General features: G+C 68.3%; 15 protein-coding genes and 1 riboswitch. Of the genes, 7 read left to right on the top strand and 8 right to left on the bottom strand.

From position 1 onward, the window contains the following. Window positions 1-354: 354 nt before the first annotated feature. Window positions 355-726 (bottom strand): hypothetical protein, encoded by a 372-nt coding sequence (locus MKD38_RS24065; protein WP_252680741.1) that lies wholly within the window; start codon window positions 724-726, stop codon window positions 355-357. A gap of 199 nt (window positions 727-925) precedes the next feature. Between MKD38_RS24065 and MKD38_RS24060 the strand changes: the two genes are divergently transcribed. Continuing rightward, the gene (locus MKD38_RS24060) at window positions 926-1,351 is read left to right on the top strand and encodes an RT0821/Lpp0805 family surface protein (RefSeq protein ID WP_252680739.1); all 426 of its coding nucleotides are present in this window, start codon (window positions 926-928) and stop codon (window positions 1,349-1,351) included. 36 nt (window positions 1,352-1,387) lie between these two features. Here MKD38_RS24060 and MKD38_RS24055 read toward each other — a convergent pair whose 3' ends face one another. Further along, entirely contained in the window at window positions 1,388-1,975 is a 588-nt protein-coding gene (locus MKD38_RS24055) for a surface-adhesin E family protein (protein ID WP_252680737.1), read from the bottom strand. Window positions 1,976-2,081: 106 nt separating this feature from the next. Beyond that, the gene (ribB, locus tag MKD38_RS24050) at window positions 2,082-2,714 is read right to left on the bottom strand and encodes a 3,4-dihydroxy-2-butanone-4-phosphate synthase (RefSeq protein WP_252680877.1); all 633 of its coding nucleotides are present in this window, start codon (window positions 2,712-2,714) and stop codon (window positions 2,082-2,084) included. A gap of 242 nt (window positions 2,715-2,956) precedes the next feature. Further along, window positions 2,957-3,115: riboswitch (FMN riboswitch) on the bottom strand. A gap of 357 nt (window positions 3,116-3,472) precedes the next feature. On the opposite strand from ribB, the gene MKD38_RS24045 reads away from it, so the two are divergent. Beyond that, window positions 3,473-3,997, top strand: coding sequence for an acyloxyacyl hydrolase (locus MKD38_RS24045; RefSeq protein ID WP_252680735.1), 525 nt, complete (start codon window positions 3,473-3,475; stop codon window positions 3,995-3,997). On the opposite strand, the gene MKD38_RS24040 is transcribed toward MKD38_RS24045, so the two are convergent. After that, window positions 3,972-4,865, bottom strand: coding sequence for a helix-turn-helix domain-containing protein (locus MKD38_RS24040; protein ID WP_252680733.1), 894 nt, complete (start codon window positions 4,863-4,865; stop codon window positions 3,972-3,974). The genes MKD38_RS24045 and MKD38_RS24040 overlap by 26 nt on opposite strands. An 8-nt stretch (window positions 4,866-4,873) precedes the next feature. After that, the gene (locus tag MKD38_RS24035; protein WP_252680731.1) at window positions 4,874-5,032 is read right to left on the bottom strand and encodes a hypothetical protein; all 159 of its coding nucleotides are present in this window, start codon (window positions 5,030-5,032) and stop codon (window positions 4,874-4,876) included. Window positions 5,033-5,058: 26 nt separating this feature from the next. Here MKD38_RS24035 and MKD38_RS24030 point away from each other — a divergent pair, with 26 nt between their 5' ends. From MKD38_RS24030 to MKD38_RS24020, 3 genes are all read left to right on the top strand, one after another. Further along, a complete protein-coding gene (locus MKD38_RS24030; protein ID WP_252680729.1) occupies window positions 5,059-6,372 on the top strand; it encodes a hemolysin family protein in 1,314 nt (437 codons plus the stop codon). A gap of 303 nt (window positions 6,373-6,675) precedes the next feature. Beyond that, the gene (locus MKD38_RS24025) at window positions 6,676-8,004 is read left to right on the top strand and encodes a GGDEF domain-containing protein (RefSeq protein WP_252680727.1); all 1,329 of its coding nucleotides are present in this window, start codon (window positions 6,676-6,678) and stop codon (window positions 8,002-8,004) included. Between the two features lie 144 nt (window positions 8,005-8,148). Further along, the gene (locus MKD38_RS24020) at window positions 8,149-8,280 is read left to right on the top strand and encodes an entericidin A/B family lipoprotein (RefSeq protein WP_010814145.1); all 132 of its coding nucleotides are present in this window, start codon (window positions 8,149-8,151) and stop codon (window positions 8,278-8,280) included. A gap of 84 nt (window positions 8,281-8,364) precedes the next feature. On the opposite strand, the gene MKD38_RS24015 is transcribed toward MKD38_RS24020, so the two are convergent. The 3 genes from MKD38_RS24015 to MKD38_RS24005 are packed head-to-tail and all read right to left on the bottom strand — an operon-like array spanning window position 8,365 to window position 11,278. After that, complete coding sequence (locus MKD38_RS24015; protein ID WP_252680725.1) at window positions 8,365-9,009, bottom strand: bifunctional 4-hydroxy-2-oxoglutarate aldolase/2-dehydro-3-deoxy-phosphogluconate aldolase; 645 nt, start codon at window positions 9,007-9,009, stop codon at window positions 8,365-8,367. Between the two features lie 51 nt (window positions 9,010-9,060). Then, complete coding sequence (locus MKD38_RS24010; protein WP_115700364.1) at window positions 9,061-9,996, bottom strand: sugar kinase; 936 nt, start codon at window positions 9,994-9,996, stop codon at window positions 9,061-9,063. Window positions 9,997-10,009: 13 nt separating this feature from the next. Next, window positions 10,010-11,278: an amino acid deaminase gene (locus MKD38_RS24005; RefSeq protein ID WP_252680723.1), complete on the bottom strand. Its 1,269-nt coding sequence runs from the start codon at window positions 11,276-11,278 to the stop codon at window positions 10,010-10,012. A gap of 230 nt (window positions 11,279-11,508) precedes the next feature. Here MKD38_RS24005 and MKD38_RS24000 point away from each other — a divergent pair, with 230 nt between their 5' ends. Continuing rightward, window positions 11,509-12,414, top strand: coding sequence for a MurR/RpiR family transcriptional regulator (locus MKD38_RS24000; RefSeq protein ID WP_252680721.1), 906 nt, complete (start codon window positions 11,509-11,511; stop codon window positions 12,412-12,414). A 2-nt stretch (window positions 12,415-12,416) separates the two neighbouring features. Then, window positions 12,417-13,871 (top strand): N-acyl-D-amino-acid deacylase family protein, encoded by a 1,455-nt coding sequence (locus tag MKD38_RS23995; RefSeq protein ID WP_252680719.1) that lies wholly within the window; start codon window positions 12,417-12,419, stop codon window positions 13,869-13,871. The last annotated feature ends 34 nt before the right edge of the window (window positions 13,872-13,905 follow it).

Below are 13,905 nucleotides of genomic sequence, written 5' to 3'. Positions count from 1 at the left end.
AGCGGTTGAATCGGAGTGGCCGGCATCGGCGGCCTGTACGATGAAGGACACGGCAAGAGATAAGCCCGGCGCCGAGTGGCGAGGCCCAGACGCGGGGCAGGTTGCCCGCGGGGCACCATGTCCGGTGTGTTGCGATGCGCAATAAACCATAGCAATTCGAGACGCAAAAGTCACGTTTCGATCACGCAAGGTTTGAAACAAAATGTTGGCCAGGTAGCCCGAAAGCCGCTCCACGCATGGCTTTGCGGGCGATCAGGTCACATCGCCGCGAGCCTCGGCACGGTCAGCCCCGCTCGGCAGCCCCGGTCGCGCACCGATGCGGGCCGGAACGCGTCCGGCCCCTTTAATACACTGTTACTTTTTGGCGCCTTCGCTGTAGGGATCGAACTTGCCGCTCTTGGCGCCTTCGGAATAAGGATCGAACTTGCCGCTGTTCATGCCGCCCTGGCTGAACGAGTCGAACGACTTCTGCGCCCCGCCCTGGATCGGCTCCATCTGGTCGGGCCTGGCGCCCGGGTTCAGCGCGGTCACGTTGTCGCTTTTTGCGCCGTCGGTGTAGGGGCTGAACTTGTCCTGCCTGGCCCCATCGGTGTAGGTACTGAACTTGTCCTGCTTGGCACCGTCGGTGTACGGACTGAACTGGTCGGCCTTGCCCGCGGTCTGGGCGTGCACCGTGCCGAAGGCGCAGGCGACGGCCAGGCCGATTGTGAGATAGCGCAGCATCATGGGATCTCCTCTCGCAGCAATGGGCGCCCGTCGTGCAGCGGCACGATGGGACAGAAATCAACGCTAGGTCAGGGGCAGGCGGGTGTCAACCGCGGCCCGGTGGCGGCAATTGGCGAGACGCGTCGGCAATCGCGGTCTCCGCCGCGCATTGCGCTTACAATGCCACTCGAACGCCACCATGTAGCTACAAGGAACCGTCATGCTGACTCGGCAAACCTCATCCTCCGGCAGCCTCGCACGCCCCGCCTTGCGTGCCGCACTCGCAGGCGCGCTGGGGGCCGTGCTGCTCTGCGCCACGCCGGCGCATGCGTACTTCGACAACTACCTGAGCGGCACTATCATCGGCACGCTCAACGACAAGGAAGGCGCGTCGCTGGCCAAGTCGGTGCGTACCGCGCTGAACGATACGGCCGATGGCCAGTCAGTGGCGTGGACCTTTCCGGCCGCGGGACGGCGCCAGCAGATCGACGGCACCATCACCCCGGTCGAGAGTAAGACCGACAAGGGCCAGCCGTGCCGGCGCCTGAAGTCAGACCTCAAGCGCGGCAGTGCCGAAGAGCACTGGAGCGGCTGGTTCTGCAAGCAGTCCAACGGGCAATGGAAGTCGCGCCACGTGGGCGAATAAGCCAGGCTGCAGCAGGCTGTGCCGCGTGGCCCCGGCTTAGCGGCACAGCTTGCGCAGCAGTTCCCCGGCGATGGTGCCGGGGCCGGCCACCTGGAAGGTGCCGGATTGCGGCGCGCGGATGGTGTAGAGCGATTCGCCGCGCGCAAAGCGCTTGCTGTAGAGGGTCTGCTCGACCACGGCAAACATCGAGGTGGCGCAGTTCAGCACCATGCGCTTGAGCGAGGAACGGATCGGTTCGCCGCTGGCGGTGCGGATCACGCCCGACGGCGAATTGCGCATCACCACCACGCCAACCTGCGTGCCCTGTCGGCGCACCGCCGACTGATCGAAATAAGAAATCACGCCATTGGCGCCCATCAGCGGCAGCCAGCGCTGCGGGTCGGGCGCGCCGGGATCGGGCGCGGCCACCAGGCGGCAACCCTCCTTGGGTGTGGAGCGGAACACGGTACCGGTGCCAGCGACCTGGCACTCGTAGAGGCCGGCGGCAGCGGCTGGTCGGGACACAGAGGCCGGCGCCACGTCAGTGGCAGGCACAGCGCCGTCATCGGCGTGCGCCTGCGGCAGGGCCAGGCCGAACACGCAGCCGGCCAGCGCGGCTGCGTGTCGAAACATGCGGAACATCATGGAATTACCCTCATGTAGACGGGAAAAAGCGATCCGCATTGTCGCACAGGATGCATGCATTGCGGCGCGCGGGTACGCCCCGATCCATGCATCCCGGCGACCATCGTCAGCCGTGCAGGCGCCGCCAGGCGACCAGGTCCTCGATGGTCAGCACCGGCAAGCGGTACATCCCGGCAAAGGCCAGCGCTTGCGCGCGCCGCGCCATGGTGCCATCCGGGTTCATCAGCTCACACAGCACCGCGGCGGGCGACAGCCCCGCCATGCGCGCCAGGTCGACTGAACCTTCGGTATGGCCGCGGCGCTCGAGCACGCCGCCGTCGCGCGCCACCAGCGGGAACACATGGCCGGGGCTGACCACGGCATCGGCGCCGGCGTCCTCGGCAATCGCCGCGCGGATGGTGGTGATCCGGTCGGCCGCGCTGACCCCCGTGCTGACGCCCTCGCGGGCCTCGATCGACACGGTGAAGGCAGTGCCGTACTGGCTGCGGTTGTGCTCGACCATCGGCCGCAGGCCCAGGCTGCGCACCTTGTCCGTCGGCAGGCACAGGCACACGATGCCGCTGCATTCGCGGATCATCATGGCCATGTTGGCCTGGGTCAGGCGCTCGGCGGCAAGGATCAGGTCGGCCTCGTTCTCGCGGTCGTCGTCATCGAGCAGCACTACGGGCCGGCCCTCGCGCATGGCCTCGAGGGCCCGCTCGATGCGCAACTCCAGCGCGCGCGGGTCGGCGCCAGCCATCGTATCGACAGTGGCACCAGGGTTGGCATCCGCGAACACCGCGGGGGCAATGGCTTCGGTGGAAAAGCTAGACATGAAACGCTCCTGGTTCAGCATCAATGGGCGTTCCAGGGGAAGGGTCAACGGAACTGCAAGGTCCGCACGCCATACTGCCGGCACGCGCGCGAACCGCCGCGCCCTGCGCGCGCAAGGCCCGGCAAACCACGTGGCCAGGCAGGCGCCAGGCCACGCAGGCAAGCTCCGTCCATCTTCTTTCATCCGGACTATGACCGTCGGCCCTGGCTTCTCACCAGGTCTGCTGACCTCGCACGGGAATGCGAGCGCTCGCGGGCTCGCCGGACACGCGCTGCGCGTCGCGGCATACCGCCGGTGGGGACTTCCACCCCGCCCTGAAGACGTAACGTAACCGGGCCGGCAAGACGGCCGGCACCGGCCCGCGCATGTTAGCACGATTGTTCTTTGTCACTGCGCGCCGCGCCCCGAGCCCGTACTCCGCGGCGGACAACGCCGTGGCGCCGGCCACCTTTTGGCCTCGGCAACGTGCCTTCCCGTGTACTACAAATAGGGTAAGGAGGCAGCGCCGGGGGGCTGCAAGCGCCGGTTTTCCCATGGCTTGCCTGACAACAACGCAGCATCTTTTCAGCGTGCTTCCCATGCGCCGACCCGACCAAGAAGCCAGACAAGACAGCCATGCGAGTTGCATCCCCCTCCTTCCAACCTTCTCCGCGCGGCGGCGACGACGGCCGCGCCGCGCCGCCATGGCGGCGCTGCTTGCACTGGCCGGGGGCCTGAGCACCGCCGCGCGCGCGGCACCTGCGATCCAGCTCGGCTACGGCTTCGACGACAGCCATCACGTGCAAAAGGCGGAGATCGCCATGCTGTGGGATTCGGGCCTGGCGTGGGGCAACCCGCAGGGCTGGCAGGTCGATCTGCAATGGGAGGTCAACGTTGCGCGCTGGCTCAGCGACAGCAATAACAATCCGAACGATCTGTGGGAGTTTGGCGCGTCACCGGTGGTGCGGATCGCCTGGTGGCGCCACACCTGGGTGCCGTTCCTGGAGTTGTCGGTGGGCGCGCGGCTGCTGAGCGGCACGCGCACCTCCGACGATCACGTGATCTCCAGCGCGTTCCAGTTCTCGGAATACGCCGGCCTTGGCGTGATGCTAGGCAAGGACCGCAATTTTGCCGCCGGCTACCGCATCCAGCATCTGTCCAATGGTGGCATCAAGGAGCCCAACCCTGGCACCACCTTCCACGTCATCTACCTGCGCTACCGCTTCTGACCGGCCGCTCATGCGCCCCGCCCTGTGTTTCAAACAGGACGCGCGTGGCGTCGTCGGCCGGGAAGAAGCATTCGATGCGCAGTTCCTGCAGCGTGACGTCCTGCGGAATGCCGAGCGTGGTCAGCGTCGAGAACAACGACGCGCGGAACGTCCCCGCATGCAGCACCACCGGCAACAACGGCGGCGGCGGGCCGTCGCTGCCGTCGTCCTCGGGCAGCAGCACGCCGCCGGGGCCGACCATGTCCGGATGCCAGTCGGCGATGCGCGCGAACAGCGCGCGCGCGGTCTGGTCGTGCGCCTGCACCTGCAGCTCCTGCCAGACACGCCGCAACAGGTAGCGGCCGACCTGGCGCGCGTTCTCGATTACCGGCCACAGGCCGTCGGGGTCGAACACCGTCAGCATCAGGTTGATCCGGTGCGGGTCGTCGGCAAGCGATGCCGGCGGGCGGCCGCCGAGCAAGGTGTCAAACATGCGCCGGTAGGCGGCATTGGCGTCGACCAGGTTCCAGAAGCGGTCCAGCACCACGGCCGGGTACGGCTCCTGCTTGGCCAGGATCAGGGCGATCGCCTGCTGCACCATCTGCAACGGCGGCGCGGTCAGCGCGTGTTCGCTGTAGGCCGGGGCGAAACCGCTCGCCAGCAGCAGCCGGTTACGCTGGCGCAGCGGCACGCCGAGGCGCTCGGCCAGCGCCAGCACCATCTCGCGGCTGGGACGGGCACGCCCGGACTCGAGGAAGGAGATGTGGCGCTGCGAGACCCCGGCGGCCAGCGACAACGCCAGCTGGCTGTAGCCGCGCTTGCCGCGCCAGTAGCGCAACAATCCGGGGAAGTCGAGAGTGGCCTCGGAGGCAGGGGTGAGCGTTTCCATGCGGGCTATTACAGCATGGCGGCGGCCTTGCCGCGAATACCTTGCAGGTAATCGCAGCGATCCATTGACGTAGCCGATGGCCCGAAAGGCGCCACTGTGTGCGGCGCGGGCAGCACAGCGAGGATGTTGTGCAACAGGCGAATGGTATGCTTGATCTTTTCAGACACCCGGCGCGCAGAGGGCGCGCACCCTGATGGAAATTGCCATATTACTGGCGCTGATTCTGCTGAACGGCCTGTTTGCGATGTCCGAGATTGCACTCGTTACAGCCCGCAAGGCACGCCTGCAACGCCAGATCGAGAACGGCGACCGCGGCGCCATTGCCGCGGCCAAGCTGGGCGAGGACCCGACCCGCTTCCTCTCGACCGTGCAGATCGGCATCACCTCGATCGGCGTGCTCAATGGCGTGGTCGGCGAATCGACGCTGGCGCAGCCGCTGGGCGTGTGGCTGCAGGGTTTCGGCATCTCGGAAACCACAGCTGGCTATGTAGCCACCGCCATCGTGGTGGCCGGCCTGACCTATTTTTCCATCGTGCTGGGGGAACTGGTGCCCAAGCGCCTGGGCCAGATGGCGCCCGAGGCCATCGCGCGCATGGTGGCGCGCCCGATCGGCTGGCTGGCGGTGGCCTCGACCCCGTTCGTCAAGCTGCTGTCGAGCTCGACGCGGCTGGTGCTGCGGCTGCTCGGCACCCAGGTCGACCGCGGCCCCGGCGTGACCGAGGAAGAAATCCATGCGCTGCTGGTGGAAGGCTCCGAGGCCGGCGTGATCGAGCAGCATGAGCACACCATGGTGCGCAACGTGTTCCGGCTCGATGACCGCCAGCTCGCGTCACTGATGGTGCCGCGCGGCGACGTGGTCTACCTGGATGTGGAAGCCACGATGGACGAGAACCTGCGCCGCATCGAGGAGTCCGACCACTCGCGCTTCCCGGTGGTGCGTGGCGGCATGCACGACATCATCGGCGTGGTCAGCGCGCGCCAGTTGCTGGCGCGCCGGCTGCGCGGCGAGGAAGCCGACCTGCAGTCGGCGGTGCAGCCCGCGGTATTCGTTCCGGAAAGCGTGACCGGCATGGAGCTGCTGGAAAACTTCCGCGCCTCGGGCGGGCAGATTGCCTTTGTCATCGACGAATACGGCGAGGTGATGGGCCTGGTGACGCTGCAGGACCTGATCGAGGCCATCACCGGCGAATTCAAGGCCGAGGCCGCCGGCGAGCAATGGGCGGTCCAGCGCGACGACGGCTCGTGGCTGCTCGATGGCCTGATCCCGATCCCCGAACTGAAAGACCGCATCGGCCTGCGCCAGGTGCCCGAGGAAGAAAAGGAGCGCTACCACACGCTGTCCGGCATGCTGCTGTTGCTGCTGGGACGCCTGCCCCAGATTGCCGACACGGTGCAATGGGGCGACTGGCGCTTCGAGATCATCGACATGGACGGCAAGCGCATCGACAAGGTGCTGGCCGAGCGCCTGCCGCCGCAGGAAGGGCCGGAGGAAGAAACCACTGGCTGAGTACCGCAGGCCGGCATCACCGTTACGCCGTGGCGTCAATCGCATCTTCCCTGGATCGAAGGCGCCGCGTTGATCCAAATCAAATGCAGTTGCGGCCAAATCACTTTGGCGTAATCGGCAACGCCCCTCCCTCTTCCGTTCGCTTATGATCTGGCTTCGCGGCCCGCAGGCGGCCGCGGCACGCATGGCTGCCCCTGGCGATGACTGCGACCGCAGCGCGCCTGCGGCCTGCCGAAGAACCATTTCAGACACGGGGAGACGCGAGCGCCGCAAGCCAAGGTCCGGCGGCCCGCAAGATCATGCATGGATCCTGATGCCGACGACCTCGTCGAGAGCGCTGCCAGCAGCGGCAGCGGGGCGATGCAACCGTCCGCGCTGGTAGGCGCGCTGACCGCGCGCCGCGCCCGGGCCGGTCCGCCGGCGGCGATCCTGGCGATCCGCCTGGACCGCTTTGCCAGCGCCGGTGAAACCCTCGGGGCTGGCCGCTCCGCCAGGCTGCGCGGCATCGTGCAGGCGCGCATCGCCTGCCTGCTGCCGCCGGGCGCGTTCATGCACTGGATGGCCGCGGCCGACCTGGTGGTCATCACCGCGCTGCCCGCGGGCGTGCCGGATCCTGGCCAGGTTGCCAGCCGCGTGGCCGACGACCTGTCCCGGCCGTTTGCACTGGACGGCTTCGAGCTGCACCTGTCCTGCAGCATTGGCGTGGCCAATGACCATGCCGACATTCCGGCCGAGCGCAGCCTGCAGCAGGCATTCGACGCCATGCTGCGCGTCAACCGCCAGGGCGGCGCCGGCCTGGCGCGTGCCGACAAGCCGCTGTCCCCGCCCGCTGCCCCATTGCTGGCGGCGCTGCCCGACGCACTCCAGCGCGGCGAGCTGAGCCTGCAACTGCAACCGCGCGCCGACCTCGCCGGCGCTACCGTCAGTGGCTACACGGTGCGGCTGCGCTGGCAGCATCCGGTACTCGGCCGCGTGGCGCCGCAGGACTTCCTGCCCGGCGTCGAAGCACTCGGACTGGTCGGCCGCATCGGCAACTGGCTGCTGGAAAGCGTGCTGCCGCTGGTCCGTGCCGCGGAGACCATCGCCCCGCTGCAATTCACCCTGCTGGCTTCGAGCGCCCAACTGCATCGGCCGCAAATGGTCGAAGCCCTGGCGCAGGCGCTCGATGCGGGCGGCATCACGCCAGAGCACTTGTGCATCGAACTGCCGGCCAGCACCGTGCCGACCGACGCCGAACTGATCGACCGCTTTGCCACGCTGCGCCGGCGCGGGCTGCAGCTGGCGCTGGGCGATTTCGACGACAGCCCGGCTTCCCGAGAGGCGCTGGCGGCGCTGCATCCGGACGCCGTCACGCTGGACGCAAGGGGCCTCGGCCATGCGCGCGAGGTCCGCTGCCGTGCCGACAGCCTGCGCGAAGCCTGCCGCGCGGCGCGGCGCGCCGGCGCCTCGGTCTGCGCCAAGGGCATCGAAACCCGCCAGCAGCTGGAAGCGGTGCGCGCCTGGGGCTGCCACAGCGTGCAGGGCTACCTGCTGGCGCAGCCGTTTCCGGCCGTCTGGCTGCTGCAGACCCATGCGGCGATCCAGCAACGCGCCAGGGCCTTGCTGGCGCCGCCGGCCTGCCCGCCAGCCTGACCGCCAACTGCGAACCGCGCGGTTGCACGATTTACAAATTGCGACATACCAGCTATCAAAGCCGCGCCCAGCAGCGGTAAAATCTGCGTCAATCCCAAACTCGGAGAATCGCTCGATTCTCGACCCTATCGAAAGGAGCCCGGCGTGAAGAAAGGTTGGATCTGGTGCGTTTTGTTTGCCACTCTGTTGGCCGGTTGCAACACGATGGCGGGGCTCGGCCAGGACATTCAGCGCGGCGGCCAGAAGCTGGAAAGCTCGGCAGACCGCCACAAGTAAGCCGGCCCGGCTGCATCGACAGCAAAACGGCACGCCCGATGGCGTGCCGTTTTGCTTTGCAGCTTTGCTTTGCTGCGCGCCGGCTCAGGGCTTGCCGCGCAGGGCCCTGGCCTGTTCGGCCAGCGCGCGGATGCGGCCCCAGTCGCCACCGGCGACGGCATCCTTGGGCACCACCCAGGAGCCGCCCACGCACACCACATTGGGCAGTGCCAGGTACGACGGCGCCAGCGCGGCATCGATGCCGCCGGTCGGGCAGAAGCGCAGCTGCGGCAGCGGCCCGCCCAGCGACTTCAGCATCGGTACCCCGCCCGCGGCCTGCGCCGGGAAGAACTTCAGGAAGGTGAAACCGGCTTCCAGCGCCGCCATGGCTTCGCTGGCGGTGGCAACGCCCGGCAGCAGCGAAATCCCCGCGCCTCGCGCGCCCGCGGCCAGCGTCGGCGTCAGGCCGGGCGAGACCGCAAACTGGGCGCCCGCGTCGCGCACCGCGTGCAGTTGCTCCACGTTCAGCACCGTGCCGGCGCCGACGCAGGCTTGCGGCAGCGCCGCGGCGACGGCACGGATCGCTTCCAGCGCCACCGGGGTGCGCAGCGTGATCTCCAGCAGCGGCAAGCCACCGGTCACCAGCGCCTCGCTGACATGCAGGGCCTCGTCGACCGAGTGGAATTCCAGCACCGGGATCACCGGCACATCGGCAAGGCGTTGAAGCAGCGGGGAAGTCTGGTTTGGCATGGCGATCTCGCGGTATGGGGGTTCAGGAAAACATCAGGGTCGGGCAGCGGCTCAGGCGATCACCGATACCGACTGCGCCAGCCGCGCCAGCACGGTCTGCGCATCGGGAATCGGCGCCACCGCGCCATAGCCGGTGGTCGACAGCGCTGCCGCCACGTTGGCATAGCGCGCGGCCTCGAACGGGTCGGCGCCCGCGGCCAGCCGCGCGACGAAGCTGCCACCGAAGCAGTCGCCCGCGCCCGTGGCGTCGACCGGCTTGACCGGATAGGCCGGCACCAGGCTGCGGGACTCGGGCGTGGCGATGTACGAGCCCTCCTCCCCCAGCTTCAGCGCGACCAGGCCGATGCCGCAGCCGAGCAGATAGTCGGCGATGGCGTCGCGGTCGTCCAGCCCCGTCAGCACGGTGATGTCGTCCCAGCTGGGCAGACATACGTCGGTCATCCGGAACGCTTCGCGCATGATGCCGCGCGCGCGCGCCAGCGACCACAGGCGCAGCCGCAGGTTGGTGTCGAGCGTGACCTTGGTGCCGGCCTTGCGCGCATGCTCCATCGCATCCAGGCCGGCATCGCACGCGCTGGTGCTGATGGCCAGGCTGATGCCCGACAGATGCAGGTAGCGCGCCGCGGCGATGGCGCCGAGCGGCAGCTGTTCATGCTGGTAGCGACTCGCGGCCGAGCCTTCGCGCAGGTAGTCGAAGCGATGGCCATGGCTGTCGTGCGAGACAAAGTAGACGCCGGTGGGAGCACTCGCGTCGACGTGCACATGCCGCGTGTCGACCCGCTCCTGCGTCCACAGTGCGCGCAGGCGTTCGCCGAAGGTATCGGCTCCGACCGCGCAGATATAGCCGGTGCTCGCGCCCTGGCGCGCAGCGGCAATGCAGAAGTTGGAGGTGTCGCCGCCAAAGCCCTGCAGGTAGCGCGACGGATCGTCCGGCTGCTGGTTGAATTCAACCAGCGGCTCGCCATAGGCCAGGATATCGATGCTCATGGGGCCGTTTGCCTCAGAAGAAGGTTTGCACGATGTCGATCACGCGCAGGTCGCGATCCAGCACCGGGATATGGCGCCACTTGTCGAAGGTCAGACACGGGTGCGAGATATCGAAGGCGATCATGTCGCCGACCTGGATGTCGTCGCCCGGCCGGATCTGCAGGTAGGCATGCTGGTCCATCATGCCGGTGACCTCCCAATGCGCGGGCACGTCCACCGGCGTCTCTTCACCGGGACGGTAGCGGCGCGCCGGGATCGGCATGCCGGCGTCGAAGGCGGCATCGCGCTTGCCCATGCCGATGATGACGCGGTCGGGTTCCGGAATCGACTGGACATAGGCCCACAGCTGCAGCGCCGGCAGCAAACCCTCGCGCATTTTCTGCGCGACCGGGTTGCTCGCCAGGATGCGCTGCTGGGCCGCGCGGTAGATGCCCACATCGTGCGTCAGGTAGCAGCCGGGACGCAGCACGATGTCGATCGGCGCGCCGATGTCGGTGCGCGCGAATTCCTCGGCCACCACGTCGTACCAGGCCGAGCCCGCGCCCGACATCACCACCGGGCTGCGGCCGAAGCGGCCTTGCGCGGCCAGTTGCTTCGTTACCGCCACGGTGCGCTGCAGGAACTTGCGGATATCGGCCTCTTCCTTCAGCACGCCCTCGTAGATTTCCACGCCGGCCAGCGACAGCGCGTCGGGCCAGCGCGCCAGCGCGTCGAGCACGGCCTGCTGCTGGGCATCGTCGCGCACGCCGGTGCGCCCGCCTTCGACGCCCAGCTCGAGCAGCACCTGCAGCGTCTGTCCACGCTGCTGGAAGAACCTGCCGAGCTGATCGACCAGTTCGGCCGAATCCACCAGCGCGAAGAATTCAAAGTCGGAATCGCGCAGCAGGTCCGCGATGATTTCCATATTGCGGCGGCCGACCAGCTGGTTGGCCATGAGCACCCGCTTGACGCCATGCGCATGCGCCGCCGCGGTCTGGTGCGCGGTGGCCAGGGTGATGCCCCAGGCGCCGGCGTCGAGCTGCCGGGCAAACAGCTTGGGCGCCATGGTGGTCTTGCCATGCGGCGCCAGCTGCACGCCGTATTCGTTCATGAAGCGTCGCATCCACTCCAGGTTGTGCGCCAGCCGGTCTTCATACAGCACCGCGGCAGGCAGGCTCAGTTCTTCCTGCAACAGGTTCCAGCCGGTCTGGCCGGCCGCATCCGGAGCAAGCGGAGCCTCCATCCGGCCCAGCGCCTTGTTGAGCGGATCGATCACACCAGCCTGATACTTTATTTCACGCATGCCTGTCATCACCCTGAAAAAATCTGATTGACGTAATGATAGCCCTGAAAATAAGATATTTCATCCTTGTTATAAAGTAACACACAGCGCTGCGGCGGCAGCCGCGCGGTACCAGGAAAGGTTCTCACCCTCAGGCGCCAGTCACTGTTATAGCCCCTGCCCGCGCCGACTGCAGATTTCGTCACATCACGATTCGAACCCGCTTCGCCACCTCGCCCCCATCACCCACCATGACCGCGCCCTTCGACATCCTGACCCGCATCGCCGAGCGCGGTCCCGCGCTGCGCCTGGCCGAGCAGAAGGTGGCGCAGGTGGTGCTGGAAGACCTGGCCGGCGCGGCGGCGGCGAGCATCAATGAACTGGCCCGCCAGGCCGGCGTCAGCGAGGCCAGCGTGACGCGCTTTGCCAAGGCCATCGGCTGCCGCGACGTGCGCGACCTGAAGCTGCGCCTGGCCCAGGCCGCGGCGGTGGGCGCGCGCTTCCTGCAGCCCGGCAACGTTCCCGCCGCTGAAGCCGCGCCTGCCACGCTTGCCGACAACATCCACGCCGACATCCTCACCGCGCTGGAAGCCAACCGCGGGCTGCTGGATACCCAGCGCATCGAGCAGGCCGCGCGCCTGTTGCTGGGCGCACGCATGGTCTACGCTTTTGGCATGGGCGGCGGCTCGTCGTTCATGGCCGATGAAGCGCGCCACCGCCTGGCGCGCCTGGGCCTGCCGGTGGCCAGCTACCAGGACGCCCTGCTGCAGAAGATGGTGGCGGCCACGCTTGGCCGCGACGACGTGGTGCTGGCCTTCTCGGCCAGCGGCCGCGTGCCGGAGATGCTGGCCAGCTGCGATATCGCGCGCGAGTACGGCGCCCGCCTGGTGGCCGTGACCGCGCTGGGATCGCCGCTGGCCGCGCGCGCCGACGTGCTGCTGCCGGTGCGCACGCTGGAGACGGATTTCATTTTCAAGCCATCGGCCTCGCGCTACGCCATGCTGATGGTGCTGGACGTGCTGGCCACGCAGTGCGCACTGTTGCAGCCGGACCAGAGCAAGGAGCGCCTGCGCCGGCTCAAGTACGTGCTCGACAGCCACCGCGGCGACAGCGGCCCTGGCAAGGGCCCCGACAGCCGCCAGCCGCTGGGAGACTGACCATGCCACACTTGTTCGATACCCTGATCCGCTGCGTCACGCTGATCGACGGCTCCGGCGCGGCCCCGCGCCTGGCCGACGTGGCCTTGCGCGATGGCCGCATCGCCCGCATCGATGCCCCCGGCGCAATCGATCCCGATGCGGCCGCGCACGTGGTCGAGGGCGATGGCCTGGTGCTCGCGCCCGGCTTTATCGACGTCCACACGCACGACGACACCAACGTGGTGCGCCAGCCGGAGATGACGCCCAAGCTATCGCAGGGCGTGACCACGGTGGTGGTCGGCAACTGCGGCATCAGCGCCGCGCCGGTCATGCTGGCGGGCGATCCGCCCGACCCGATGAACCTGCTCGGCCATGCCGACGCCTTCCGCTACCCGGATTTCAAGGCCTATGTCGATGCGGTCGAGGCCGCGCAGCCCGCGGTCAACGTTGCCGCGCTGGTAGGCCATACCGCGCTGCGCAGCAACCATATGGACCGCTTCGACCGCGCCGCCACGCCGCACGAAATCGAGGCAATGCGCGCGCAGCTCGAAGAAGCGCTGCAGCACGGCGCGCTGGGCCTGTCGACAGGCCTGGCCTATGCCAACGCCTTCAGCGCGCCGACCGAGGAAGTGCTGGCGCTGGCCGAGCCGCTGGCCAAGGCCGGCGCGCTCTACGCCACCCACCTGCGCAGCGAGTTCGCCGAGATCCTCGACGCCATGGACGAGGCCTTCCGCATCGGCCGCCATGCGCGCGTACCGGTGGTGATCTCGCACCTGAAGTGCGCCGGCGTGGCCAACTGGGGCCGCAGCACCGAGGTGCTGGACGCGCTCGACGGCGCGCAGCGCTGGCAGCCGGTCGGCTGCGACTGCTACCCCTACACCGCCAGCTCGTCCACGCTGGACCTGAAGCAGGTCACCGGCGACTTCGACATCATGGTGACCTGGTCCGAAGGCGCGCCCGAGATGGGCGGCCGCCTGCTCGCCGACATCGCCGCCGAATGGCAGGTCGACCTGCACGAAGCGGCGCGCCGGCTGATGCCCGCCGGCGCGGTCTACCACTGCATGGAAGACGCCGACGTCGACCGCATCCTGAGCCACCCGGCCACGGTGGTCGGCTCGGACGGCCTGCCCAACGACCCGCTGCCGCACCCGCGCCTGTGGGGCGCGTTCCCGCGCGTGCTGGGCCACTACGCGCGCGACCGCGAGCTGTTTCCGCTGACCGTGGCCGTCAACAAGATGACCGGCATGTCGGCCGAGCGCTTCGGCCTGCACCAGCGCGGCTTCGTGCGCGAAGGCTACTGGGCCGACCTGGTGCTGTTCGACGCCGCCACCATCCGCGACGCCGCCAGCTTTACCGGTCCGATGCAGCCGGCCGAGGGCATTGCCTCGGTCTGGGTCAACGGCGAGCTGTCATGGCAGCAGCGCCAGAGCACCGGCGTGCGCGCCGGCCGGTTCCTGCCCCGCGGTGCGGACTGACCCGCACGCACCGCCGCTTCCCTACCCTATCCAA

It is taken from the genome of Cupriavidus sp. WGlv3 (genome assembly GCF_023952475.1).
GTDB lineage: Bacteria > Pseudomonadota > Gammaproteobacteria > Burkholderiales > Burkholderiaceae > Cupriavidus > Cupriavidus phytorum.
This window is presented reverse-complemented; position numbering and strand designations above follow the sequence as displayed.

What these genes read in the sequence shown, in the direction of transcription:
- MKD38_RS24065 (WP_252680741.1), bottom strand. Translation starts at nt 726, where the DNA reads ATGATGCTGCGCTATCTCACAATCGGCCTGGCCGTCGCCTGCGCCTTC.
- MKD38_RS24030 (WP_252680729.1), top strand. Translation starts at nt 5,059, where the DNA reads ATGGAAATTGCCATATTACTGGCGCTGATTCTGCTGAACGGCCTGTTT.
- ribB (WP_252680877.1), bottom strand. Translation starts at nt 2,714, where the DNA reads ATGGCTGGCGCCGACCCGCGCGCGCTGGAGTTGCGCATCGAGCGGGCC.
- MKD38_RS24000 (WP_252680721.1), top strand. Translation starts at nt 11,509, where the DNA reads ATGACCGCGCCCTTCGACATCCTGACCCGCATCGCCGAGCGCGGTCCC.
- MKD38_RS23995 (WP_252680719.1), top strand. Translation starts at nt 12,417, where the DNA reads ATGCCACACTTGTTCGATACCCTGATCCGCTGCGTCACGCTGATCGAC.
- MKD38_RS24040 (WP_252680733.1), bottom strand. Translation starts at nt 4,865, where the DNA reads ATGGAAACGCTCACCCCTGCCTCCGAGGCCACTCTCGACTTCCCCGGA.
- MKD38_RS24005 (WP_252680723.1), bottom strand. Translation starts at nt 11,278, where the DNA reads ATGCGTGAAATAAAGTATCAGGCTGGTGTGATCGATCCGCTCAACAAG.
- MKD38_RS24025 (WP_252680727.1), top strand. Translation starts at nt 6,676, where the DNA reads ATGGATCCTGATGCCGACGACCTCGTCGAGAGCGCTGCCAGCAGCGGC.
- MKD38_RS24015 (WP_252680725.1), bottom strand. Translation starts at nt 9,009, where the DNA reads ATGCCAAACCAGACTTCCCCGCTGCTTCAACGCCTTGCCGATGTGCCG.
- MKD38_RS24055 (WP_252680737.1), bottom strand. Translation starts at nt 1,975, where the DNA reads ATGATGTTCCGCATGTTTCGACACGCAGCCGCGCTGGCCGGCTGCGTG.
- MKD38_RS24045 (WP_252680735.1), top strand. Translation starts at nt 3,473, where the DNA reads ATGGCGGCGCTGCTTGCACTGGCCGGGGGCCTGAGCACCGCCGCGCGC.
- MKD38_RS24010 (WP_115700364.1), bottom strand. Translation starts at nt 9,996, where the DNA reads ATGAGCATCGATATCCTGGCCTATGGCGAGCCGCTGGTTGAATTCAAC.
- MKD38_RS24060 (WP_252680739.1), top strand. Translation starts at nt 926, where the DNA reads ATGCTGACTCGGCAAACCTCATCCTCCGGCAGCCTCGCACGCCCCGCC.